Origin of the sequence: Rhodophyticola porphyridii (assembly GCF_003688285.1) — a bacterium.
GTDB classification, from domain to species: domain Bacteria; phylum Pseudomonadota; class Alphaproteobacteria; order Rhodobacterales; family Rhodobacteraceae; genus Rhodophyticola; species Rhodophyticola porphyridii.
Map to the genome: position 1 here is coordinate 818,334 of NZ_RCNT01000001.1, position 20,929 is coordinate 839,262.

24 protein-coding genes are annotated in these 20,929 nt (G+C 65.5%); 12 read left to right on the top strand and 12 right to left on the bottom strand.

Going from position 1 to position 20,929, the window contains the following annotated elements; translation table 11 throughout:
• The first annotated feature begins 201 nt into the window (after positions 1-201).
• The 3 genes from D9R08_RS04195 (at position 202) to D9R08_RS04205 (ending at position 3,783) form a co-directional block, all read left to right on the top strand.
• Entirely contained in the window at positions 202-1,560 is a 1,359-nt protein-coding gene (locus D9R08_RS04195) for an MATE family efflux transporter (protein ID WP_121896698.1), read from the top strand.
• An 88-nt stretch (positions 1,561-1,648) separates the two neighbouring features.
• Positions 1,649-2,440 (top strand): tryptophan synthase subunit alpha, encoded by a 792-nt coding sequence (gene trpA, locus D9R08_RS04200; RefSeq protein WP_121896699.1) that lies wholly within the window; start codon positions 1,649-1,651, stop codon positions 2,438-2,440.
• Positions 2,441-2,619: 179 nt separating this feature from the next.
• Positions 2,620-3,783 (top strand): alpha-hydroxy acid oxidase, encoded by a 1,164-nt coding sequence (locus tag D9R08_RS04205; protein ID WP_121896700.1) that lies wholly within the window; start codon positions 2,620-2,622, stop codon positions 3,781-3,783.
• Here D9R08_RS04205 and D9R08_RS04210 read toward each other — a convergent pair.
• Positions 3,765-4,919 (bottom strand): MFS transporter, encoded by a 1,155-nt coding sequence (locus tag D9R08_RS04210; protein ID WP_121896701.1) that lies wholly within the window; start codon positions 4,917-4,919, stop codon positions 3,765-3,767. The genes D9R08_RS04205 and D9R08_RS04210 overlap by 19 nt on opposite strands.
• Positions 4,920-5,064: 145 nt before the next feature.
• Here D9R08_RS04210 and D9R08_RS04215 point away from each other — a divergent pair, with 145 nt between their 5' ends.
• The 3 genes from D9R08_RS04215 to cuyB all read left to right on the top strand — a co-directional run bounded on the left by D9R08_RS04215 (position 5,065) and on the right by cuyB (position 7,775).
• Positions 5,065-5,727 carry a 50S ribosomal protein L25/general stress protein Ctc gene (locus D9R08_RS04215; protein WP_121896702.1) on the top strand — a complete coding sequence of 221 codons (663 nt, stop codon included), beginning with the start codon at positions 5,065-5,067 and terminating at the stop codon, positions 5,725-5,727.
• 248 nt (positions 5,728-5,975) lie between these two features.
• The gene (cuyA, locus tag D9R08_RS04220; RefSeq protein WP_121896703.1) at positions 5,976-6,998 is read left to right on the top strand and encodes a D-cysteate sulfo-lyase; all 1,023 of its coding nucleotides are present in this window, start codon (positions 5,976-5,978) and stop codon (positions 6,996-6,998) included.
• Positions 6,999-7,004: 6 nt separating this feature from the next.
• Complete coding sequence (cuyB, locus tag D9R08_RS04225) at positions 7,005-7,775, top strand: cysteate racemase (protein WP_199709222.1); 771 nt, start codon at positions 7,005-7,007, stop codon at positions 7,773-7,775.
• Between the two features lie 89 nt (positions 7,776-7,864).
• On the opposite strand, the gene D9R08_RS04230 is transcribed toward cuyB, so the two are convergent.
• The 3 genes from D9R08_RS04230 to D9R08_RS04240 form a co-directional block, all read right to left on the bottom strand.
• Complete coding sequence (locus tag D9R08_RS04230) at positions 7,865-8,974, bottom strand: saccharopine dehydrogenase family protein (RefSeq protein ID WP_121896705.1); 1,110 nt, start codon at positions 8,972-8,974, stop codon at positions 7,865-7,867.
• 115 nt (positions 8,975-9,089) lie between these two features.
• Positions 9,090-9,569, bottom strand: coding sequence for an Lrp/AsnC family transcriptional regulator (locus D9R08_RS04235; RefSeq protein WP_121896706.1), 480 nt, complete (start codon positions 9,567-9,569; stop codon positions 9,090-9,092).
• Positions 9,570-9,719: 150 nt separating this feature from the next.
• The gene (locus D9R08_RS04240) at positions 9,720-10,865 is read right to left on the bottom strand and encodes an alpha-D-ribose 1-methylphosphonate 5-triphosphate diphosphatase (RefSeq protein WP_121896707.1); all 1,146 of its coding nucleotides are present in this window, start codon (positions 10,863-10,865) and stop codon (positions 9,720-9,722) included.
• A gap of 38 nt (positions 10,866-10,903) precedes the next feature.
• Here D9R08_RS04240 and D9R08_RS04245 point away from each other — a divergent pair, with 38 nt between their 5' ends.
• On the top strand, positions 10,904-11,590 hold the full coding sequence (locus tag D9R08_RS04245; RefSeq protein WP_121896708.1) for a DUF1045 domain-containing protein: 687 nt from the start codon (positions 10,904-10,906) through the stop codon (positions 11,588-11,590).
• Here the strand turns inward: D9R08_RS04245 and phnN are convergent.
• From phnN to D9R08_RS04270, 5 genes are read right to left on the bottom strand one after another with little or no spacing between them, the layout of a single operon-like run.
• A complete protein-coding gene (phnN, locus tag D9R08_RS04250; RefSeq protein WP_121896709.1) occupies positions 11,572-12,117 on the bottom strand; it encodes a phosphonate metabolism protein/1,5-bisphosphokinase (PRPP-forming) PhnN in 546 nt (181 codons plus the stop codon). The genes D9R08_RS04245 and phnN overlap by 19 nt on opposite strands.
• Positions 12,114-12,797 carry a phosphonate C-P lyase system protein PhnL gene (gene phnL, locus D9R08_RS04255; protein WP_121896710.1) on the bottom strand — a complete coding sequence of 228 codons (684 nt, stop codon included), beginning with the start codon at positions 12,795-12,797 and terminating at the stop codon, positions 12,114-12,116. The genes phnN and phnL overlap by 4 nt, the downstream gene beginning before the upstream one ends.
• 11 nt (positions 12,798-12,808) lie before the next feature.
• Positions 12,809-13,579 (bottom strand): phosphonate C-P lyase system protein PhnK, encoded by a 771-nt coding sequence (gene phnK / locus D9R08_RS04260; protein ID WP_121896711.1) that lies wholly within the window; start codon positions 13,577-13,579, stop codon positions 12,809-12,811.
• Positions 13,576-13,908: a hypothetical protein gene (locus tag D9R08_RS04265; RefSeq protein WP_121896712.1), complete on the bottom strand. Its 333-nt coding sequence runs from the start codon at positions 13,906-13,908 to the stop codon at positions 13,576-13,578. Before D9R08_RS04265 ends, phnK begins: the two co-directional genes overlap by 4 nt.
• On the bottom strand, positions 13,905-14,735 hold the full coding sequence (locus tag D9R08_RS04270) for an alpha-D-ribose 1-methylphosphonate 5-phosphate C-P-lyase PhnJ (protein WP_121896713.1): 831 nt from the start codon (positions 14,733-14,735) through the stop codon (positions 13,905-13,907). Before D9R08_RS04270 ends, D9R08_RS04265 begins: the two co-directional genes overlap by 4 nt.
• 31 nt (positions 14,736-14,766) lie before the next feature.
• Here D9R08_RS04270 and D9R08_RS19055 point away from each other — a divergent pair, with 31 nt between their 5' ends.
• Positions 14,767-14,916 (top strand): hypothetical protein, encoded by a 150-nt coding sequence (locus D9R08_RS19055; protein ID WP_158598922.1) that lies wholly within the window; start codon positions 14,767-14,769, stop codon positions 14,914-14,916.
• A 393-nt stretch (positions 14,917-15,309) separates the two neighbouring features.
• On the opposite strand, the gene D9R08_RS04280 is transcribed toward D9R08_RS19055, so the two are convergent.
• Genes D9R08_RS04280 through phnG form a run of 3 tightly spaced genes read right to left on the bottom strand, consistent with a single transcriptional unit; the run spans position 15,310 to position 17,434 of the window.
• Positions 15,310-16,398 carry a carbon-phosphorus lyase complex subunit PhnI gene (locus D9R08_RS04280; RefSeq protein WP_121896715.1) on the bottom strand — a complete coding sequence of 363 codons (1,089 nt, stop codon included), beginning with the start codon at positions 16,396-16,398 and terminating at the stop codon, positions 15,310-15,312.
• The gene (gene phnH, locus D9R08_RS04285) at positions 16,398-16,982 is read right to left on the bottom strand and encodes a phosphonate C-P lyase system protein PhnH (protein ID WP_121896852.1); all 585 of its coding nucleotides are present in this window, start codon (positions 16,980-16,982) and stop codon (positions 16,398-16,400) included. Before phnH ends, D9R08_RS04280 begins: the two co-directional genes overlap by 1 nt.
• Complete coding sequence (gene phnG, locus D9R08_RS04290; protein ID WP_199709225.1) at positions 16,982-17,434, bottom strand: phosphonate C-P lyase system protein PhnG; 453 nt, start codon at positions 17,432-17,434, stop codon at positions 16,982-16,984. Before phnG ends, phnH begins: the two co-directional genes overlap by 1 nt.
• Before the next feature lie 108 nt (positions 17,435-17,542).
• Here phnG and phnF point away from each other — a divergent pair, with 108 nt between their 5' ends.
• From phnF to D9R08_RS04310, 4 genes are all read left to right on the top strand, one after another.
• Positions 17,543-18,259: a phosphonate metabolism transcriptional regulator PhnF gene (phnF, locus tag D9R08_RS04295; RefSeq protein WP_121896716.1), complete on the top strand. Its 717-nt coding sequence runs from the start codon at positions 17,543-17,545 to the stop codon at positions 18,257-18,259.
• Positions 18,260-18,331: 72 nt separating this feature from the next.
• The gene (locus D9R08_RS04300) at positions 18,332-19,093 is read left to right on the top strand and encodes a 5-oxoprolinase subunit B family protein (protein WP_121896717.1); all 762 of its coding nucleotides are present in this window, start codon (positions 18,332-18,334) and stop codon (positions 19,091-19,093) included.
• The gene (locus D9R08_RS04305; protein ID WP_121896718.1) at positions 19,090-20,106 is read left to right on the top strand and encodes a 5-oxoprolinase subunit C family protein; all 1,017 of its coding nucleotides are present in this window, start codon (positions 19,090-19,092) and stop codon (positions 20,104-20,106) included. Before D9R08_RS04300 ends, D9R08_RS04305 begins: the two co-directional genes overlap by 4 nt.
• On the top strand, positions 20,103-20,876 hold the full coding sequence (locus D9R08_RS04310; RefSeq protein WP_121896719.1) for a LamB/YcsF family protein: 774 nt from the start codon (positions 20,103-20,105) through the stop codon (positions 20,874-20,876). Before D9R08_RS04305 ends, D9R08_RS04310 begins: the two co-directional genes overlap by 4 nt.
• The last annotated feature ends 53 nt before the right edge of the window (positions 20,877-20,929 follow it).

Here is a 20,929-nt window from a genome sequence, read left to right on the forward strand (position 1 = left end):
CGCGCCCCTTTTCGGCAAAGCTGCAATCGCGGCGCATCTAGGTCGCGCCCGGGGCGGGCGTCAAGCCGCGTGGTGCGCCTTGACTTGGATTGCGCCCTCCGTAATCTCGCCGGGCAGGCCCGCAGGGCCGCCCTCGCGTGGCTGAGGAGACATCTTTCGCGCCGAACCGGGGGCCCGCCGGACGCGCAGCCAGTCTGGCCCATGTCGGTTGTCGCAAACGGAAAGCCCGGCTCTCCGCCGTCGGGCGGCCGCACCCGCGCAGAGGTGATGCCGCTGCTTCGGCTGTCGATGCCGTTGATCATCGCCTTTGCCGCGGCCACGCTGATCGGTGTGATCGATACCGTCATGATCGCCCCTCTGGGCACAGTGCCGCTGGCAGCGGCCGGGATCACCACCGCCTTTCTGATCATCCTGATCTCGGCGCTCTGGGGCCTTGTCACGGTTGTGGGCGTCAGGATTGCGCAGGCCCATGGCGCCGGCGACGCGGGCGAGGTGGCCAGCAATCTTCGCAACGGGCTGGCGCTTTGTGCAATCGGCGGGGCAGGGGCGGGGCTGCTGATGGTTTTGGCTTTCCCGTTTCTCGATCTTCTCGATCAGCCGCCGGAGGTACTGGCGATCCTCCTGCCTTACTGGCTCAGCATGGCGCTCTGGCTGGTTCCGGTTCTGACGTTCTTCGCCTTCAAGGCCCTGTTCGATACGGTCGGGCGGCCCTGGACCGGGGTCGCAATCTCATATCTCGGTGTGGTGGTGAACCTGCCGCTGAACTACGGGCTGATCCATGTCGCGGGCCTCGGGTTGGTCGGGGCGGGCATCGCCAGCGTGTTGTCGAGCAGCGCGACGCTTCTGGTGGCCTGGCTGTTCTGGCGCCGCTCCCCCGATCTGTTGGCCTATCGCGTGGCCGTCCCGATCCGGTGGCCCCGGATCAGATCGCTTTACCGCGAGGGGCTTCCGATATGCATCGGGTATGCGGGCGAGGGTGCGGCCTATGCGTTTCTGGGCATCATGCTTGGGTGGTTCGGTGCGGTCGAACTGGCGGCAAATCAGGTGGTGAACGCGATCGGGGGCGTCTTCTACGTGATCCCGCTTGGTATGGCGAGCGCGGTCTCGATCCGGATCGGCATGGCGATCGGCGGGAAGGAACGCGCACGGCTTCGCCCCATTCTGGCCGCCGCACTCTGGATCGTGACGCTCTGGATGTTGGCGATCACCGCGCTTTACATCTTCGGCGGCCGGGCAATGTCGGAAGCGCTGACCGACGATGGCGCCGTGGTGGATGTCGCCGTGGGTCTGTTCATTGTCGCCGCATTGGTTCAGGTGGCCGACGGGGTGCAGTCAAGCACTCTGGGTGCGCTTCGCGGCATGTCCGACAACCGCGTGCCCACGGCGATCACGCTGGTAAGCTACTGGCCGCTGGCCCTGCCGGCCGCCTATCTCATCGGGTTCCCGCTCGGCTATGGAGCCATCGGCGTCTGGGCGGGCTACGGCGCCGGCATCGGCCTGGCCGCGATCCTGCTTTCGGTCCGGTTCTGGCGAAAAACCCGATCCGCGCCCGGCAGATGAGCGTTGCGGCCGCGCCGCCCGCCCAAGCCCCATTGATTTCCTCCGGCCTTTGTCCCAAACCGTTCCGGATCAATTCCAAGGGACGCCCATGACACGTATCGACGACACATTCGCCCGCCTCAAGGCCGAGGGAAAGAAGGCCTTCGTGGCCTATGTCATGGCCGGTGATCCGGATTACGAGACGTCGCTGGAGGTCATCAAAGGCCTGCCCGGCGCCGGGGTGGACATCATCGAACTCGGCCTGCCGTTCACCGATCCGATGGCAGACGGGCCGACCATCCAGCTTGCGGGTCAGCGGGCACTTGAAGCGGGCCAGACCCTTGAAAAGACGCTGCAAATGGCGCGCGAACTTCGCAAGACCGACGACAAGACCCCAATCGTGATGATGGGCTATTACAATCCGATCTACAGCCGCGGTGTCGGGCGTTTTCTGACCGATGCGCGCGAAGCCGGCATCGATGGTCTTATCGTCGTGGATCTTCCGCCTGAGGAGGATAAGGAATTGTGCATCCCCGCGCAGGAAGCCGGGCTGAACTTCATCCGCCTCGCCACTCCCACCACCGATGACGCGCGCCTGCCGAAGGTGCTGCAGAACACATCCGGTTTTGTCTATTACGTTTCGATCACCGGGATCACCGGCGCGGCGGAGGCGCAGGCCGGAGATGTCGGCCCCGAGGTGGAGCGGATCAAGGCGCAAACCGATCTGCCCGTGATCGTGGGCTTCGGGATCAAGACACCAGAGGCGTCGGAGGCGATTGCGGGGGTCGCGGATGGGGCTGTCGTTGGCTCCGCCATCGTGGGCGAGATCGCCGCGGGCAAGCCGGTGGCCGAGATCCTTGCCTTCGTCAAATCGCTGGCCGATGGCGCACACCGGGCCTGAAAGGGGTTCACGGTAAAGGCAATCAACCTCGGGCCGCCGCGTTTTGGGCCCTTTCCTGCCGTCTGGGGCAGCCCTGACTTCCCACAGGTCAGACACCTTGCGTGTCCGATCTGCCGCATTGCGCGAAACCTGGCCTATTGGTAAATCAATGTGACCAATACGTGCCGGAAGGGAAGCCGATGCCCGTCATCACCGAGATCGAAGATCTGCGCCGCATGCATAAGCGCCGCACGCCGAAAATGTTCTACGACTATGCGGAATCGGGCAGTTGGACGGAGCAGACCTTCCGCGAGAATTCCTCCGATTTCGACATGATCCGGCTGCGCCAGCGGATCGCCGTGGATATGGCGGGAAGATCCACCAAGAGCCAGATGATCGGCGAGGATGTGGCGATGCCGGTGGCGCTGGCCCCAGTGGGGCTGACCGGCATGCAATGCGCCGATGGCGAGATCAAGGCGGCCCGCGCGGCGGAGAAGTTCGGGGTGCCATTCGCGCTGAGCACGATGTCGATCTGCTCCATCGAGGACGTTGCGGATCACACGACCAGGCCGTTCTGGTTTCAGGTCTATACGCTGAAGGATGACGAGTTCATGCAGCGGCTGTTCGATCGTGCGCGGGCCGCGAACTGTTCGGCAATCGTGATCACGGTGGATTTGCAGATCATGGGCCAACGCCACAAGGATCTGAAGAACGGTCTGTCCGCCCCGCCGAAGTTTACCATCGCCAGCATGGCGAACCTGGCCACGAAAATTCCTTGGGGGCTGGAGATGCTGCGGACCAAGCGGCGCTTCTTCGGCAATATCGTGGGCCATGCGAAAGGTGTGAGCGACCCGTCTTCACTCGCATCCTGGACGGCGGAAGCCTTCGATCCGTCCCTCGACTGGGAGCGGATCAAGCAGTTTCGCAAAATGTGGGGCGGCAAGGTGATCCTGAAGGGAATTCTGGATGCGGAGGACGCCAGGAAAGCGGTGGAGGTCGGCGCGGATGCGATTGTGGTGTCCAACCATGGCGGGCGCCAGCTTGACGGCGCGCTCAGCTCCATCCGCATCCTGCCCGAGGTGATGGATGCGGTGGGCGACAAGGTGGAGGTGCATCTCGACAGCGGCATTCGCTCCGGTCAGGACGTGCTGAAGGCGTTGGCGCTCGGTGCCAAGGGGACCTATATCGGGCGCGCATTCGTCAACGGTCTGGGCGCGATGGGCGAGGCGGGGGTAACCAAGGCGCTGGAAATCATCCACAAGGAGCTGGACGTGACCATGGCGCTTTGCGGTGAGCGGGACGTCACCAATCTGGGCAAGCACAACCTTCTGGTCCCGAAGGAGTTTTACGGCGACTGGGCATAGCTTGCCGACCGCGCGCGCAGCATCAGCGCGAGAACAGGCGCGATCAGCGCCAACGCGCCGACGACCGCAAAGGCCACGCGGAGCCCATACGCGTCCGAGACCTGGCCCATAACCAGCGGGGCCAGCAGGAAGGCCGCGAAGCCCATGACGTTGACCCTCGCCACGGCGGACGTCCGGTGTGCCGGTGGTACGAGCCGACCGACCAGTGCGAGAGCCATCGGGCCCACGACGGAAACGCCAAGCCCCATGATGCCGAAGCCGATATATGCCAGGAACGGCCCGCCCGCGATGGCCGCCAGAAACGCACCGGCACAGGCCATGGCAGCGCCGAGCGTGATGATCGAGACATCCGAAAACCGCCCGGTGATCGCCTGACCGGAAAACCGGCCAAGCGCCATGGTCAGCCCGAGGATCGCCGGGCCGAAGGCACCTTCGGCGGCGCGGCCACCCAATGTGCGTTCGATATGGAGCGCGGACCAGCTTTCCACGACCGCCTCCACGAAAAAGGCCAGAAGCACGATCCCACCGCAGATCAGAACGATCGCCCAGGGCAGGCGCACCGCCCGGCGTTCTTCATCCGAGACGGGCGTCACCTCGCTGCGCATGCCAAGGCTGAGGCAGGCGACGAGCAGCGCCAGCGCGGAGAAGATCTCCGCCGACGATAGCCCGGCCTCGCGGGCAAATCCCGTGGCGACGGCGCTCACCGCGTAGGCCACGGAAAACATGCCGTGATTGGCGTTCATCAATGAGCGGTTGTGCCGCGCCTCCAGTTCCGAGACACGCGCGTTGGAGACGATATCCAGAAGCCCCGAGCCCAGCCCGAGGCCGATCATCGCCGCCAGAAACACCCAAGGTCCGGTGGCCAGCCCCGGCACCAGATAGGCCAGTGCCACGGCCAATGCCGCGATGGGCAGCGACAGCGCGCCAAGCCGCCGGTCGAACAGCGGGACGAGCCACAAGGTCGCCAGAAGCCCAAGCGGGCTGCCGAGAAGCAACAGGCCGAACACGGCATCATCGGCCCCGATCTGTGCCTTCAGCACTGGCACCTGTGCCGCGAAACTGCCCCACAACACCCCCATCGCCACGAAACCGAGCGCGGCGCGGCGGGATAGTCGGAGGGCGGAGAGAACGGCCATCACGCACGATTGCCACGGGGCCCGGGGCCGCACAAGCCGACAAGCCCAGAATCGTCTTTTCAAACCCGCATCTCTGCCCTATACGCACGGCTTCACGCGGCCCGACACCCTTGGAGGCAGCCGCATAACCTATGGAGAAATAGCAATGGCTGGTGAGATTCCTGATCTCGTCGCCGAGGCACGGACGGGGACAGGCAAGGGGGCCGCCCGTCAAGCACGCCGCGAAGGCAAGGTGCCCGGTATCGTTTATGGTGGTGGCGTTGACCCGCTGCCGATCAATATCCCCTTCAACGAGTTGCTGAAGCGCCTGAGAAGCGGCCGCTTCCTTTCGACCCTGTTCAACATGAAGGTCGAGGGGCAGGACGATGTGCGCGTGATCTGCCGGAATGTGCAGCGCGACGTGGTGAAGGACCTGCCGACCCATGTGGATTTCATGCGTCTGCGGCGCACCAGCCGGATCAACCTGTTCATTCCGGTCGAGTTCATCAACGAGGAAGACGCGCCGGGCCTGAAACGCGGTGGCGTTCTGACCGTCGTGCGCCCCGAGGTGGAGCTGATGGTGACGGCCTCGGACATCCCCGAAAAACTGGTGGTGGATCTTACGGGCCTGAATATCGGCGACACGGTGACGATCAGCGCGATCACCCTGCCTGAGGGCACCCGCACGATCATCGACCGCGATTTCGTGATTGCCAACCTCACGGCGCCGTCCAGTCTTGTCTCGCAAGAGGCCGAAGAGGATGCGGCCGCAGCCGAGGACGCCGCCGAAGCAGCCGCGGCAGAGGCCACGGAGACCGAGGAGGGCTGAGCCGCCCCCAACCGGTCAGGTATCAGAAGCGCCGCGCGAGAAATTGCGCGGCGTTTTTCGTTTCTGCCGGCACCCCGGCCGGATGTGGAGGGGTAGCCACCCGCCGGGCGCTGGGTGTCCTGCCCTTGCCTCCCGTCCTTCTCCCGGCGGGCCGGCGATGGTCGCGCGTTTCCGACCATTCGCGTTTGCATCGCGCAATGCCGAATGCGACACTCCGCACCACGCACATCCCGAGAAAGACATTCGCCATGCATTTTGCTCGCTTCCCCCGCGTTTCGCTCGCGCATCTGCCGACCCCGCTCGAACGTCTGGACAGGCTGTCGAAGGAGCTTGGAGGCCCGGAAATCTGGATCAAGCGCGATGATTGCACAGGCCTGTCGAGCGGCGGAAACAAGACCCGCAAGCTGGAATTCCTGATGGCCGAGGCCATGGCGATGGGCGCCGATATGGTCATGACCCAAGGTGCGACGCAATCGAACCACGCGCGCCAGACGGCCGCTGCGGCCGCGAAGCTGGGCATGGCCTGCCATATCCTTCTAGAAGATCGCACCGGCTATCAGGACCACAACTACAACGAAAATGGAAATGTTCTGCTGGACCATCTGCACGGCGCCACGACCGAAAAGTTCCCGGGCGGCCATGACATGCCCGGTGAGATGCAACGCGCGGCCGAGGCCGCAATGGCGGAGGGCCGGAAGGTCTACACGATCCCGGGCGGCGGCTCGAACGCGACCGGTGCGCTTGGCTATGCCAACTGTGCGATGGAACTGCTGAGCCAGGTGAATGAAAGGCGGCTGGTGGTGGATCATCTGGTCCACGCAACGGGTTCGTCGGGCACTCAGGCTGGTCTGATCGTCGGATTGAAGGCGTTGAACGCGGGCATTCCGCTTCTGGGCTTTGGCACGCGCGCGCCGCAGGAACGTCAGGAACAGATGGTCTACGATCTCGCCGTGAAAACCGCCGAGAAGCTGGGCTGCGCCGGTGTGGTCGCGCGCACCGATGTACGGGCCGACACCAGCTATGTGGGCGCCGGCTACGGCCTGCCGCGGGCCGATACGATCGAGGCGATCCGGCTTTTCGCGGAACTGGAGGGGATCTTGCTTGATCCGGTCTATTCCGGCAAGGGCGCCGCGGGTCTCATTGATTATTGCCGGACGGGGAAATTCGCCAAGGGTGAGCGTGTCGTGTTTCTGCACACCGGCGGCTCCGTCGGGTTGTTCGGCTACGACAGCGTGCTGATCGATGCGGGAAAACAGATGGCGGCCGAATAACCGATGATGCGCCGGGTGGGCATATTGGGTGGTATGGGTCCTCAGGCGACCGTTCTTCTGATGCAGAAAGTGCTGGCCGCCGTGCCCGCGCGCGATGATGCCGATCACGTGCCGCTGATCGTCGACCAGAATCCGCAGGTGCCGTCGCGCATCAGGCGGCTGATCGAGGGCACAGGCGAAGACCCCGCACCCGTGCTGGCGGAGATGGGGCAGCGGCTGGAAGCGGCGGGCGCGGAGGCGCTTGCGATGCCCTGCAACACGGCGCACCATTATGCCGAGGCCATTCGCAGGGCCACGTCGGTGCCGTTTCTCGACATGGTGGCGCTGTCCGCGGGCCATGCCGCGACGCTTTCAGGCCGTGGCGCCAGGGTCGGTATTCTTGCCTCGCCTGCGTTGCGCAAGGTGGCGCTGTTCGACCCGGCTTTCGCGCTGGAAGATCTGACGCCGGTCTATCCAGAGGATGATGACGCGATGCTTGAGGCTATCCGCGGGATCAAGGCGGAGGGGGCCAACGTGGCCTCCCGCGCGGTGCTGGCCGCCGCTTCCGCCGAGTTGCTTGCAGAGGGGGCGGTGGTGCAGATCATCGCCTGCACCGAGTTTTCGCTTATCCCCGATGCGGTGGCCCCCGGCGCGACGGTGTTCGACAGTCTCGACAGGCTCGTCGTGGAGCTGGTGGCCTTTGCCACGTCGCCAGCCCATCGCGAGGGGACGACGAGTGAACTATCCCATTCCGGACTCGGATTGGCCGCAGTATCGGATCGGTCAGGGCCCGTCTGACGCGCCGACTGCGCTCAGCCAGAGACTGCGGAAATGACCGTGCTAAAGACCAGCCACTCAAAGGAACGGCGCTTCGCCGCTGCCATGCCTCAGGCTGCGCGATCCAGCGGCGTGACCGCCCCTGCGCCGTAAAGCGCCCCGAACTCGGTTGCCAGAAAGTCGTCCAGCTGCACCTGTTCCTGGCCGATGAAACCCTTGGCGGGCAGCTTGCCCTGCCGCATCAGGTCGACCACGGCCGTGACCCCGGCGGCGGTGGTTACCTGAATGGCGCTCCAGGTTTTGCCGGCAATCTGGCGCGCGGTGGACTTGTTGACATAAGAGCGTTCGGTGAAGACACCATTCTTCATCCCGGTCGCTGTGCAGAACACTAGCACCACGTCCTGTTTCGTTCGCGGTAGCGCGGTTTCGAAAACTTCTTTCAGAAGATCCCTGCGGCGGGCGAGCCCGAGATCATCCAGCAAAAGCTTGATGATATCGCGATGGCCGGGATAGCGGATTGTGCGATAGGACACACGCCGCGCCTTGCCGGACAGGCTTTCGGAAAGCGTGCCCAGCCCGCCGGACGTATTGAAGCACTCGTAGTCCACGCCGTCATGGCTGATGATTTCCAGGTCTTCCAGGGGCGCAACCTTCACCGGCCGCCCGTCGATCAGGGCATCGCAGGGATTGAGATACTCGTTGATCAATCCGTCTGTCGACCATGTCAGATTGTATTTCAGCGCATTGGTCGGATAAAGCGGCAGCGCGCCCACCCGGAGCGACAGGGTGTCCAGTTCATCGAACTGGTCGGCCAGATCCGCGCCGGCGATGCCGACGAAACCGGGGGCCAGCCCGCATTGGGGCATGAAGGCGGTTTCTGCATCCCGGGCCAGCGCGCGCACCGCATCCGTGGCGGCCACATCTTCGGTCAGGTCGAAGTAATGCGCGCCCGCGGCTTTCGCAGCCGTGGCAATCGCCGGGGTCAGGAAAAAGGGCGCGGCGCTGATCACGGCATCGCAACCGCCGAACGCCTCCGTCAGCGCCCGGGCATCCTCAACATCGATCTGCTTGACCTCAACCCCGGTCGTCTCGATCTGCGCCAGACCGTTGGCATCCCGGTCGATCACGCGCACATCGTAATGCACCGAGGTTTTCAGAAGTGCGGCGATCATCTGCCCGATCTTGCCTGCACCGACGATACAGATTTTCCAACGCGCCATGAGGGCCCTCCGCCTGTTTTTTCCCAGTTCAACGGTTATCCTGTCGGATGCGAAGGCGAAAATCTGGCGATAACACCTGCTACTTCGACAATTTGCCGGTCAAGGCTGCAATTTGTCAGGGGTGCGCCGTTGGGGAGTGCATCATCCGGGCGGCGGTCTCGCTGTGGCGCCTGTCGAATTTCCGCCCGAAAACGACGAAGGTCTTGGTGCGGATCACACCGGGGATTTCGGCGATTTCATCCACCAGAATGTCCAGATCCTCGATCCTCGGTGCCTCCGCAGTGAGAAACAGGTCGAACTCTCCGTTGATCGACAGGCAAAGCTTGATCTCTGGCAGATTGTTCAGCCTTTGCAGGATCTTGCGGGTATCCTGCTGGCGGATTTCCAGCAGCATCAGGATCTGGACGACCTCGTCGCCCTGAGGCTGGCCCAGCACAACCGAATAACCGGCGATGGTTCCGTCCCGTTCCATCCGGGCAATCCGTTCATGCACGGTGGAGCGTGCCACGCCCAGTCGCCCGGCGATTTGGGAGGTCGACGCGCGGGCGTTATGTTGCAGTTCGGCCAAGATCCGGCGATCCAGGGCGTCGCGCATGAGGCCTCTCCTGCGGCTGGACATCCGCTGTAGGATTCGGGGATATCCGGTGAAACGTCAAGCCTGGCCATGACTATCCGTTGAATTGCCGGAGTTCCGGCATTCTGTGGCCGATCTGCATGGCACAGCGGAAGAGACGGGCTGCCGCCCTCAGGCGACGCGGATACCGTTCGACCAGACGCCGTGCAGCACCGGCACCTCGCCCACCCGCGCGAAGCGGACGAGATCGGCACGCATGCCGGGCGCGATCACGCCCCGGTCCACCAGCCCAGCGGCCTTTGCCGGAGCCGATGTGACGGTGGCCATCGCGCGGGCCAGATCATCCCAGATCGCGCCCAGTTTCACCGCGGCGTAAAGCAGGGCGGCGGGCACATAATCCGACGACAGAATATCCAGAAGCCCGGTCTCGGCCAGCGTTTCGGCGGCGACATTGCCGGAGTGAGAGCCGCCGCGGATCAGGTTCGGCGCGCCCATCATCACGGCGATCCCGTGCTGATGGCAGGCCTTGGCGGCCTCCAACGTGGTCGGGAACTCCGCAAGCTGAATGCCGTGGCCCGCCGAGACGCGGACATGTTCGGCGGTCGTGTCGTCATGGCTGGCCAGTACCGCGCCAAAGCGTTGTGCGGCCTCCACCGCGGCGATCTCATGGTCCGGGCCGACGCGTGCACCAAGGGCCACACGCGCCTCCACATGGGTATCGAAATCCTCCTGACTCAGCCCGTGTTTGCCGCGCATGTAGGTTTCATACTGGCTGAGATCGGCAAACTGCCTCTGGCCGGGCGTATGATCCATCAGGCTGAGGATGCCGACCCTGTCGTCGGGGCCGAACCCGGCCAGTTCCTCCAGAAGCGTTTCCGAGCAGATTTCGGCTCTGAGATGCAGATGATGGCTGATCTTCAAGGCGCCTTCCGCCCGCATGGCAAGGATTTCATCGGCCATGGTGCGGGCGTAGCGTTGCCAGCCCGTGGCACCTTTGCCCTCGATCGAGCCCACGCGGATCGCGTCGAAGACGGTGGTGATCCCGGTCGAGGCAAGCTCTGCGTCATGGGCGACGATCGCGGCGTTATGGGGCCAGTTCACGCGTGGTCGGGGGCGCAGATGGCGCTCCAGATTATCCGTATGCAACTCGATCAGGCCGGGGGCCAGAATGTCGCCCCCGCAATCCGTCGCCCCTTTGGGCACGGCGGTGCCGGTGTCGATATCGACGATCTCGCCCTTTTCGATATACAGGCTGCCGGTGAGAGTTTCGCTCGGCAGAACCAGTGTCGCATTGGCAAGGGTCAGGTTGTCTGGCATGGCCGGGGCCTCCGGTATTCGGCGCAGGGGCCAAGGTTATGAGCGAATTCACCCGATACGCGATTTACGTGCTGCCGCAAGGCGCTTTTTATCAGGCCGGGGCGGCCTGGCTGGGGTGGGACGCGGAGGCCGGGGTGGCGCGCGCGCATCCCGTGCTGGGCGGCTTGCCCGCCACGCCGGAAGAGATCACGGCGACACCCCGCAAATACGGCTTCCATGGCACGATCAAGCCGCCCTTCCGTCTGGCGGAGGGGACGAGCCGGGCCGAACTGGAAATCGCGACGGAGGCCCTGCTGACCAGCCTTTCGCCGGTGCAGCTTCCCGGTCTTGTCATCCGGCGTCTTGGCGGGTTCGTGGCCGTGGTGCCCGAGGGGCCGTCGACACCGCTGGCAAATCTGGCGGCGGCCGTAGTCCGGGGTCTCGACAGGTTCCGCGCCCCGCCGGGCGAGGCGGAGCTGGCCCGGCGGCGCAAATCGGGCCTCAGCCCGCGGCAGGATGCATTGCTGGAGGCCTGGGGTTATCCCTATGTGATGGAGGAGTTCCGGTTCCACCTGACATTGAGCGGGCATTTTCCCGAGGCGGAGGCCGAAGCGCTGGCAAGCCGCCTGACGGTCCATTTCGCGCCGGTGCTGCCGCGCCCTTTCGGGGTGGATACGCTGGCCCTGATGGGCGAGGCGAAGGATGGCCGGTTTCATCTGATCCACCGCTACACCCTTGCCGGGTAAAGCGCTGCCAGCGCGGCGGAGACGCTCGCCCCCAGCGCGCCGCTATTATCGATCTGTGTGACCCGCACGCCTTGCGGCATGGGCGGCGCGGTGCGGGCGAGCCTTGCGGCGATGTCCTCCGGCGTCTCGCGCCCGCGGGCCGACAGCCGATCTGCCAGAACCTCCGGATCGGCGCTGATGACCAGCACATGAACCCGTGCGAACGCGGCTGCCGCATCTTCCAGCTTGCCGCGCGACAGATTGGCCAGTACGTCGCGACCGGCATCGAGATCGTCGCGGATCTCGGCCGGGATCCCGTAGCTCAGGCCATGGGCCTGCCAATGCAGCACGAAGGCACCCGCCTTTGCGCGGCGGACAAAGGCCTCCGCGCTGACGGCTTCATAGTCTTCGCCGCCGGCTTCCGGTGCACGGGTGATCGCCCGGCGTACCCGGCGCAGGTCGGGCCGCGCGCGGCACAGCGCGTCCATCAAGCTGTCCTTGCCCACGCCGGAGGGGCCGACCACCGCGATGAACCGCCCCTGCGTCATGCGGCCCGTGCCGGGGTGAAGGCGCTGACATCGATTTCGCGGTCGGCCAGCCGCGCGCGCGCCGGGGCGTCGTGGAAGATGCCGACAATCGCGGTACCCTGCGCCTTGGCCTCTTCGACGAGGCTCAGAACCACCTCCCGGTTTTGCGGGTCGAGGCTGGCGGTCGGCTCGTCCAGCAACAGCGCGGGGTAGGCGTGGGCGAAGCCGCGGGCGATGTTCACCCGTTGTTGTTCGCCACCCGAAAACGTGGTGGGCGACAGGGCCCAAAGCCGTTCGGGGATGTTCAGCCGCGCCAACAGGCCGCGGGCCCGGTCCAGCGCCGCGCTTTCCTCCATGCCGATGGCCAGACAGGGCTCGGCCACCACCTCCAGCGTCGGCACGCGCGGAACCACGCGCAGGAACTGGCTGACATAGCCAAGGGTGTCGCGGCGCAGCGCCAATATCTCGCGCGGCTCCGCCGCCGTCAGGTCGACCCCGCCGATCATAACCTGACCCGCCTGCGCCAGATAATTCCCGTAGAGAATGCGCATGACCGTGGATTTCCCCGCCCCCGACGCCCCGGTCAGCGCGACGCATTCGCCTTGCGCTACCGTGAACCTTGCGCCTTCCAGAACCGGGATCACCGCGCCGCCCTGATTGTGCAGCGTGAATGATTTTCCAAGCCCCTGAACCTCGATCATTCCCTGTCCCCTCATACCTGCAGAACCGAGCTGACAAGCAGCTGCGTATACCCGTGTTGCGGATCATCCAGCACCTGGTCGGTCAGCCCGGTTTCCACCACATAGCCATCCTTCATCACCATCAGCCGGTCGGCCAGCAGACGCACCACCGCCAGATCATGGGTGACCACGATTGCCGACAGGCCCATGCGCCGGACCAGTCCGCGCAACAGATCCAGAAGGCGCGCTTGCACCGAAACATCCAGCCCGCCGGTGGGCTCATCCATGAAGACCAGCCGCGGCCCGGTGACCAGGTTTCGGGCGATCTGAAGCCGTTGCTGCATGCCGCCGGAAAAGGCCGCAGGGCGGTCGTCGATCCGGTTCGTGCTGATCTCGACCCGGTCCAGCCAATCCTCGGCGGCTTCCCGGATCTCTCCGTAATGGCGCGCGCCCACGGCCATCAGCCGTTCGCCCACGTTGCCGCCCGCGCTGATCCGCATTCTGAGCCCGTCGCGCGGGTTCTGATGCACAAAGGCCCAGTCGGTGCGCCCCAGCATCCGCCGTTCCGGCTCCGACATCCGCAGTGTGTCGCGCGGCCCGTCGGCCCGTGTGTCGAAGAGTACCGCGCCCCGGTCCGGTTCCAGATGCCCGGCCAGACAGTTCAGCAAGGTCGATTTGCCCGATCCGCTTTCCCCCACGATCCCCATGACCTCGCCAGGGTAAAGCGTGAAGGACACATCGGCGCAACCGGTGCGGGAGCCGTAGGTCTTGGTCAGGCTGCGAACATCCAGAAGCGGTGTCATATCGCTCTCCAATCGGTCGGCGTCGAGTTCAGGTTGCGGTCGAATGTGAACCGGCACCCGCCGCTGCCATGGGGCTGGCCTTGGGTACGGTTGATTTCGACATCAAGAAGATGATGGCACAGCAGCGCACCCACGCCCCCATAAGCCACGATCGGGACATCGCCGTCGACGGGCGCGTCGGACAAAGCCCGGTCCACCGCACCGACGATGCACCTTTGTGCGGCGCGCGCCGTTTCCCACTCCTCGGCGCTCAGCCCCCGGCCCGGCACCGCGACAGCCGGATCGAAGTCCACTTCGGCATGGGTCGGGAAGATCACTTGCCCGCTCATGCGGCATCCTCCCGACGACCGGCGCAGAAATCCGTGTCGGAGCAAACGAACATCCGTCTGCCGGTATCATCGACGATCACCTCGTCGAGATAGCTGTCCTCGGCCCCGCAAAGCGCGCAGGGATGATCGGCCTTCGACGGGTCGAACGGGTGGTCGTCGAAATCGAGACTTACGACCCTGGTATAGGGTGGCACCGCATAGATCCGCTGTTCCCGTCCGGCGCCGAACAGTTGCAGGGCTGCGCTTTCCAGCTTGGGGTTGTCGAATTTCGGGATAGGCGACGGGTCCATCACATAGCGCTCCTCCACCTTCACCGGGTAGGCGTAGGCGGTTGCGATCTCGCCATGCCGGGCGATGTCCTCGTAAAGTTTCACATGCATCAGCCCGTATTCCTCAAGCGCGTGCATCTTCCGCGTCTCGGTCTCCTTCGGTTCCAGAAACCTGAGCGGTTCCGGGATCGGCACCTGATAGACAAGGATCTGCTCCTCGCTCAGCACGGTCTCCGGGATCCGGTGCCGGGTCTGGATGACGGTGGCCTCACTCGTCTTCTCGGTCACCGCCACGCCGGCGGTTTTTTCAAAGAACTTGCGGATCGAGACGGCGTTGGTGGTGTCGTCTGCGCCCTGATCGATCACCTTGAAACGGTCATCCGGGGTCAGGCAGGCGGCCGAGACCTGCACACCGCCCGTGCCCCAGCCATAGGGCATCGGCATCTCCCGCGAGGCGAAGGGCACCTGATAGCCGGGAATCGCGACACCTTTCAGAAGCGCGCGGCGGATCATGCGTTTTGTCTGTTCATCGAGATATGCGAAGTTATAGTCTGTCATGCTGAACGGCCGTGATCTGAGGGAGAGTGAGATGGAATGGATCTCTGAGCATCTTTACGGGATTGTCTTTGCCGGCGTGATGAGCGTGGTGAGCATCTGGCTCATCATGGTGTTTGGCCCGCTTTTCGCGGTCATCTTCCGCGCCGATCGCGAAAGCCGGAGTTTGCGGCATCGACGCTGAGGCGCTGAACACGGTCATTCCGCGGCCTCCCGAAGGACGGTGGCCATACTTTTTTGCTACCGCCGCATCTGCCAAGGGCTCGATGAGATTGTAGACCTGCCTGCCGTCTGCAATGGCGAGATGGATGATCTGCTTGGTCTGTCCGTGGAGATATGCCAACTTGCAGTCAGACACGGCACCCTCCGGGAGGATTTTTAGTGGAATGGGTCATCTGGGGTTTCGGCGGCCTGTTGGCGCTGGTGCTGGCGATCATCGCCGTGGGGGCTTGGCGGAGTCTGGTTCGCGACAGGCATGAACCCAACCTGGGCCCGCAACGGATGAGTGACGCGCGGCGCGCGGCGCGCAGGTCCACTCCGCGCGGTGTACCTAAGTCGCGGTAGCGGACGACAGGGGTCATTCCGCGGCCTCCTGCGCGCGGGTGGCCATGGCCTCCGCCCTCAATCGGCGGATCAGTTCCAGTTCCGACTGGAAGTCGACGTAATGGGGCAACTTGATATGCTCAAGAAAGCCTGTGGCCTGCACATTGTCGGAATGGCTGAGCACGAACTCCTCGTCCTGCGCGGGCGCCCCCACATTGTCTTCACCCAGCTCCTGCCAGCGCATGGCGCGATCGACCAGTGCCATGGAAATCGCCTTGCGTTCCGTATGACCAAAGACCAGCCCGTAGCCTCGGGTGAATTGCGGCGGCTCGGTTTTCGAGCCGGTGAACTGGTTCACCGTTTCGCATTCTGTGACCGTGATATCCCCCAGTTCGATGGCGAAACCCAGTTCGGGGATTTCCATCTCCACGGGTAGCTGGCCCACGCGCAATTCGCCGACGAAGGGGTGATTGCGGCCATAGCCGCGCTGCGTGGAATAGGCCATCGACAGCACGAACCCTTCATCGCCGCGGGTCAGCGCCTGAAGCTTCAGCGCGCGATCGGCGGGAAAATCAAGCGGCTCCCGGGTCAGGTCACGAGGCGTTTCGGTGCCTGCGGGTTCCGTCTGGATCAGGTCTTCGCGGGCCAGAAACTCGGTTATATGGGGCGTCTTGCCAGTTTGCGGGGTAGTCTGCGGTGCATCGGGCGCGTCTCCCTCGGCGGCCAGCGCGAAATCGATCAGCCGGTGGGTGTAATCGAAGGTCGGGCCCAGTATCTGGCCGCCCGGGGCATCCTTGAATGTGGCGCTGATCCGCCGGTCGCAGGTCATCGCGCCCGTATCGATCGGCTCGGACGCGCCAAAGCGCGGCAGGGTGGTGCGATAGGCGCGGATCAGGAAAACCGCCTCGATCATGTCGCCACGGGCCTGTTTGATCGCCAGCGCCGCCAGATCGGGGTCGTAAAGCGAACCCTCTGCCATCACACGGTTCACCGCCAGGCTCAGTTGCTCGCGGATCTGCGCCACCGACATCTCGGCGACGGCCCTGTCGCCGCGCCGCTCTTCGGCCAGCCAGGCATGGGCATTGTCGATGGCGCGTTCACCGCCTTTTACTGCCACATACATCAGATCGCCTCCGTCACTTGGGTGGACCGGGGCAGGGCGGCCAGCTGCGCGCCTGCGGTGAAGATGCAGTCGAAGCCAAGCGGGAACCGCGCCCGGTTCGCCCGGAACGCGGCGATCTCCGGCAGGTTCAGACGTGCCCGGTCCCTGATCCCCGGACCGCTCAGTACGGCGCCATCGGCGTAGAGACCGTCGCACTCCACGATCAGCGTCGCCGAGCGGTCGGGATATTCCGGGGTGCCGATTGCGTAGGCCGACAGCGGGGCCAGCGCGTCCCATGTACCAAGGGCAAACACCGCGGCTTCGGCCCTGACAAACGGCGCGCCGGTGTGGAATGTTATCCAGGCGCGCGCGGCGTCCGTGTCATGGCCGGGTGCAAGATAGACCCCGGTCTCCGGATCGCAGAGCGTCAGGATCACGGCACCGGCCGCCGCAGAGATCGGGGTGGGCGGTGCGGCTCTGCTGACGGTTTCGATCCGCCCGGGGCGGGCCATGGCCTGCAAGACTGCGCGAAACGCGAAGGCCGCGTCGAAGGCGGGCGCCTCGAACCCGCCGGTCATCGCATCGCTTTGGGTGGGTGCCGACATCATCCCTCTCCCCGTACCATCGTGAAGAACTCCACCTTCGTCGCGGCGGCGCGTGCGGCGCGCGCGGTCCGCCTGGCCGCCGCCTCTTCGCGCAGCGGGCGCAGGATCGCGGCCTCCAGCGCTTCGGCCTCGCCTGCTTCGGCCAGCGCGTCGATCAACGCCGCCGTGCACGCTGCCTGCTTGTCGCGGCCCTGCACATATCCATGGCCGACGGCGCCGTCCCTCAGCCGGACGGAACAGCGTGTCACGCTCATTTCACCCAGATTGAAGGGCGCCCCGACCGCGCCGGCCCGGCCCCGCACCATCACGGTCCCGATCTCTGGCGGGCGCAGCATGTCATGCTCGGGCGTCCTGCCGAAGGCCTGCCAAAGGGCGGCGAGCCGGGCCGCCGGGGCCTGCGCCAGGGTCGACAGGCGGGCCTTGCGGTCTGTGTTTGCGTCTATCTCAGACATCTTGCGGAGTTGTCCATATTTATATACAACTAGACAAATTGTTACGCCCAGCCCGCGAGTCGCGCAAGCCCGGGCTCCGTGAAACTTTGATGACAAACGGATACCGACATGGGCCGCACCGCGCTTTGGACATCGATACGGGACACCCTGACAGGGGAGATCGGCGCGGGCCGCTATGCGCCCGGCGACAAGCTGCCGACCGAAGCGGAACTGGCCGCCCGGTTCGGCGTGAACCGCCACACGGTGCGCCGGGCCCTTGCGGCATTGGCCGAGATCGGCACGGTGCATGCACGGCGCGGCGCGGGCGTTTTCGTGACGCACCAGCCCACCTACTACCCGATCGGCAAGCGCGTGCGGTTCCACCAGAACCTGATTGCCGCCGGTCGGGAGCCGCGCCGCCGGTCGTTGCACCGTGCGACCCGCGCCGCCGACGCGCGGGAGGCCGAGGCGCTGGGCCTGAAACCCGGCGATCCGGTGCACGTCTCCGAAGGTGTGTCTTTTGCCGACGATCAGCCCATTGCAGTGTCACGCGCCGTGTTCCCGGCCGAACGGTTCCCGGATCTGCTCATTCATCTGGCCCGTACCGGCTCCGTCACCGCGGCGTTCCGGGCCGAGGGGCTGATGGATTACACCCGCAGCTGGACCCAGCTAACGGCGCTTGCCGCCTCGCCCACGCAGGCCGGGCATCTGCATCTGCAGACGGGCGCGCCGATCCTGCGCACGGTCGGGCTGAGCGTCGATCCGGAAGGCCGCCCGGTGGAATACGGCCGCACCTGGTTTGCCGGCGACCGGGTCACCCTGACCCTGGCCGAGGGCGACGGCTGACGCCCCATTGGCACCTTTGCGCGCCCGCGTTATCACGGGGGGCGTCGCGCCACTTCAGGACTTGCTTGCACCATGACATCCGCCCCCGTTTCCGCATCCGGCTCATGGCCGGTCATCCGATCCCTCGGTTTGACCGGGCTGCTGGTCAGCTTCGCGGATGCGTTCAGTGAACCTGCCAATCGGGCGGCGCTTGCGTTTCGCGCGGCCCTGGAACGGGATCCATGGCCGGGGGTGGAGGAAACCGCCCCCTCGCTGGTGTCGGTCTTTCTGCGCATCGACCCGCTGGCCGCCGATCACGCGGATCTGGCGGCCCGGCTGAGCGATCTGGTGTCCCGGCAGGACTGGTACGAGGCACCCCTGCCTGAGGGGCGGCGCCTGTTCCGCGTGCCGACCGTCTACGGCACCGATCTGGCCCCGGAACTGTCCGAGGCGGCGACGGCTGCGGGCCTGTCCGAAGCCGAGGCGATCAGGGAGCTTTCCGCCGCCCGGCTGCGGGTCATGGCGCTTGGCTTCGCGCCGGGCCAGCCCTATCTGGGCGAGCTACCCGAAAACTGGAACCTGCCACGGCGGACGGAGCTGAACCCGATGGTGCCCGCCGGCGCGATGATCCAGGCCATCCGGCAATGCGTGCTCTTCTCCCGGCCGTCGCCCACGGGCTGGCGGCATATCGGGCAGACCGCGTTCGAGAATTTCCGCCCCGACAGCGACCCGGCCTTCCCCCTGAACCCCGGTGACGAGGTGCAGTTCGTCGCCACCGACCGCGCCCATGTGGAGCGTATGATGGGCGATGCCGACGTGCTGGATGGCGGCGCCGAGGTCGAGGTGATCTCATGACCGCACTGATCGTCCACCGCGCGGGGCCCGGTGTCACCGTGCAGGATCTTGGCCGCCCCGGTCATCTGGCGCAGGGCCTTTCGCGGGGCGGGGCGATGGACCGGCTGGCGCTTTACGAAGGCGCTGCGCTCCTGGCTCAGGCGCCCGACCTTGCCGCCCTGGAAATGGTTGGCATAGGCGGGGAGTTCGAGGCCGATGCGCCCCTTCGCATCGCCCTGACCGGCGCGCCGATGAAGGCCACGCTCGATGGCGCGCCTCTGATCTGGAATGCCAGCCACCACATGCCCGCGGGCAGCAGGCTTTCCATTGGCGGCGTGATCGAAGGCGCGGTCGGCTATCTGCATGTGGGCGGCGGGTTCGACACCGATGTCAGACTGGGCGCGCGCGCGGCGCAACTGAACGCGGGGCTGGGCGGCCCGGTCGAAGAGGGCACGCATCTGCCGGTCGGCACGGACAGGCAGGGCGCAACCGGCATGGTGCTGGATGTGGCCGATCGCTTTTCGGGCGGCCGGTTGCGGATCCTGCCATCGGTCCAGACCGGCTTTTTCGACGAACACACCCGCGCCCGGCTGGAGGCGACCGCGTTTCAGCGCGATCCGCGCTCGAACCGCATGGCGCTGCGCCTTGCGATGGATGTCGAGGGGTTCGCGCTGGAAGGCGGGCTGACCGTGGTCTCCGAGGTCATCGTGCCGGGGGACATCCAGATCACCGGCGACGGGGTGCCGGTGATCCTGATGGCGGAATGCCAGACCATGGGCGGCTATCCGCGGATCGCGACGGTTCTGCCGGCCGATCTGCCACGCGCGGCGCAGACGCCGCCCGGGGCTCCGCTCAACCTTGTTTTCATAACGCCTGACGAAGGTCTGGCGGCGGAACGCGCGGATCAGGCGGCGCGGGATGCGCTTCGCTCAAGGGTAAGGCCGCTTGTGCGAGACCCGCGCGACATCCCTGATCTGTTGAGCTATCACTTGGCCGACGGGGCCATTTCCGGCCATGAGGAGGAGCATCAATGAGCCTGACTGTCGATCTGAACGCGGATATGGGCGAGAGCTTTGGTCCCTGGGTCATGGGTCGCGATGCGGATCTGCTGCGGATCATCACCTCGGCCAATATCGCCTGCGGTGCCCATGCGGGCGACCCCGACGTGATGGCGGAAACCATGGCGCTGGCAGTGGAAAACGGTGTCGGGATCGGCGCGCATCCGGGCTTTCCCGACCTGCAGGGTTTCGGACGCCGGCGGATGCATCTGCCCCACAAGACATTGGCCAATTTCGTCCGGTTTCAACTTGGTGCGGCGCAGGCCATGGCGCGCGCCGCCAGCGGCAGGGTCCGGCATCTGAAACTGCACGGGGCGCTCGGCAACATGACCTCCGAGGATGCCGAACTGGCGCGGGTCTGCTACGACGCGGCGCTTTCGGTGGACCCTGACCTGATCATCATGGTGCTGACCGCCACCGCGCAGGAGGAGGCGACGCGCGCGCTTGGCTGCGCCTGGGCGGGCGAGATTTTCGCGGACCGCGCCTATAACGACGATGCGACGCTTGTCGACCGCTCCCGTCCCGGCGCGGTGATCCATGATGCGGGCGTGGCCGGGCCACGCGTCGCCGCGATGGTCAAGGCCGGCGCGATCATCACCGGAAGCGGCAAGGAGATCCCGGCCGCGATCGACACGATCTGTCTGCATGGCGACACGCCCGAAGCGGTGGATATCGCGCGCTCGGTCCGCGCGGCGCTGGAGGCCGAAGGCGTGGCGCTGGCACAATTCGAAGGCCGGACGGCATGAACCGGCCCCCGCCGTCTGGTCGGCGGGATCGCGCGCTGCTAGGTCTGCGCGCA

Coding starts and splice junctions, on each gene's coding strand:
- D9R08_RS04245 (WP_121896708.1), top strand. CDS start 10,904: ATGAGCGAATTCACCCGATACGCGATTTACGTGCTGCCGCAAGGCGCT.
- D9R08_RS04310 (WP_121896719.1), top strand. CDS start 20,103: ATGAGCCTGACTGTCGATCTGAACGCGGATATGGGCGAGAGCTTTGGT.
- phnG (WP_199709225.1), bottom strand. CDS start 17,434: ATGTCTGAGATAGACGCAAACACAGACCGCAAGGCCCGCCTGTCGACC.
- D9R08_RS04230 (WP_121896705.1), bottom strand. CDS start 8,974: ATGGCGCGTTGGAAAATCTGTATCGTCGGTGCAGGCAAGATCGGGCAG.
- D9R08_RS04215 (WP_121896702.1), top strand. CDS start 5,065: ATGGCTGGTGAGATTCCTGATCTCGTCGCCGAGGCACGGACGGGGACA.
- D9R08_RS04305 (WP_121896718.1), top strand. CDS start 19,090: ATGACCGCACTGATCGTCCACCGCGCGGGGCCCGGTGTCACCGTGCAG.
- D9R08_RS04280 (WP_121896715.1), bottom strand. CDS start 16,398: ATGTATGTGGCAGTAAAAGGCGGTGAACGCGCCATCGACAATGCCCAT.
- D9R08_RS04210 (WP_121896701.1), bottom strand. CDS start 4,919: ATGGCCGTTCTCTCCGCCCTCCGACTATCCCGCCGCGCCGCGCTCGGT.
- D9R08_RS04240 (WP_121896707.1), bottom strand. CDS start 10,865: ATGCCAGACAACCTGACCCTTGCCAATGCGACACTGGTTCTGCCGAGC.
- trpA (WP_121896699.1), top strand. CDS start 1,649: ATGACACGTATCGACGACACATTCGCCCGCCTCAAGGCCGAGGGAAAG.
- D9R08_RS04195 (WP_121896698.1), top strand. CDS start 202: ATGTCGGTTGTCGCAAACGGAAAGCCCGGCTCTCCGCCGTCGGGCGGC.
- D9R08_RS19055 (WP_158598922.1), top strand. CDS start 14,767: ATGGAATGGATCTCTGAGCATCTTTACGGGATTGTCTTTGCCGGCGTG.
- D9R08_RS04235 (WP_121896706.1), bottom strand. CDS start 9,569: ATGCGCGACGCCCTGGATCGCCGGATCTTGGCCGAACTGCAACATAAC.
- phnH (WP_121896852.1), bottom strand. CDS start 16,982: ATGTCGGCACCCACCCAAAGCGATGCGATGACCGGCGGGTTCGAGGCG.
- phnL (WP_121896710.1), bottom strand. CDS start 12,797: ATGATCGAGGTTCAGGGGCTTGGAAAATCATTCACGCTGCACAATCAG.
- D9R08_RS04300 (WP_121896717.1), top strand. CDS start 18,332: ATGACATCCGCCCCCGTTTCCGCATCCGGCTCATGGCCGGTCATCCGA.
- cuyA (WP_121896703.1), top strand. CDS start 5,976: ATGCATTTTGCTCGCTTCCCCCGCGTTTCGCTCGCGCATCTGCCGACC.
- cuyB (WP_199709222.1), top strand. CDS start 7,005: ATGCGCCGGGTGGGCATATTGGGTGGTATGGGTCCTCAGGCGACCGTT.
- phnK (WP_121896711.1), bottom strand. CDS start 13,579: ATGACACCGCTTCTGGATGTTCGCAGCCTGACCAAGACCTACGGCTCC.
- D9R08_RS04205 (WP_121896700.1), top strand. CDS start 2,620: ATGCCCGTCATCACCGAGATCGAAGATCTGCGCCGCATGCATAAGCGC.
- D9R08_RS04265 (WP_121896712.1), bottom strand. CDS start 13,908: ATGAGCGGGCAAGTGATCTTCCCGACCCATGCCGAAGTGGACTTCGAT.
- phnF (WP_121896716.1), top strand. CDS start 17,543: ATGGGCCGCACCGCGCTTTGGACATCGATACGGGACACCCTGACAGGG.
- D9R08_RS04270 (WP_121896713.1), bottom strand. CDS start 14,735: ATGACAGACTATAACTTCGCATATCTCGATGAACAGACAAAACGCATG.
- phnN (WP_121896709.1), bottom strand. CDS start 12,117: ATGACGCAGGGGCGGTTCATCGCGGTGGTCGGCCCCTCCGGCGTGGGC.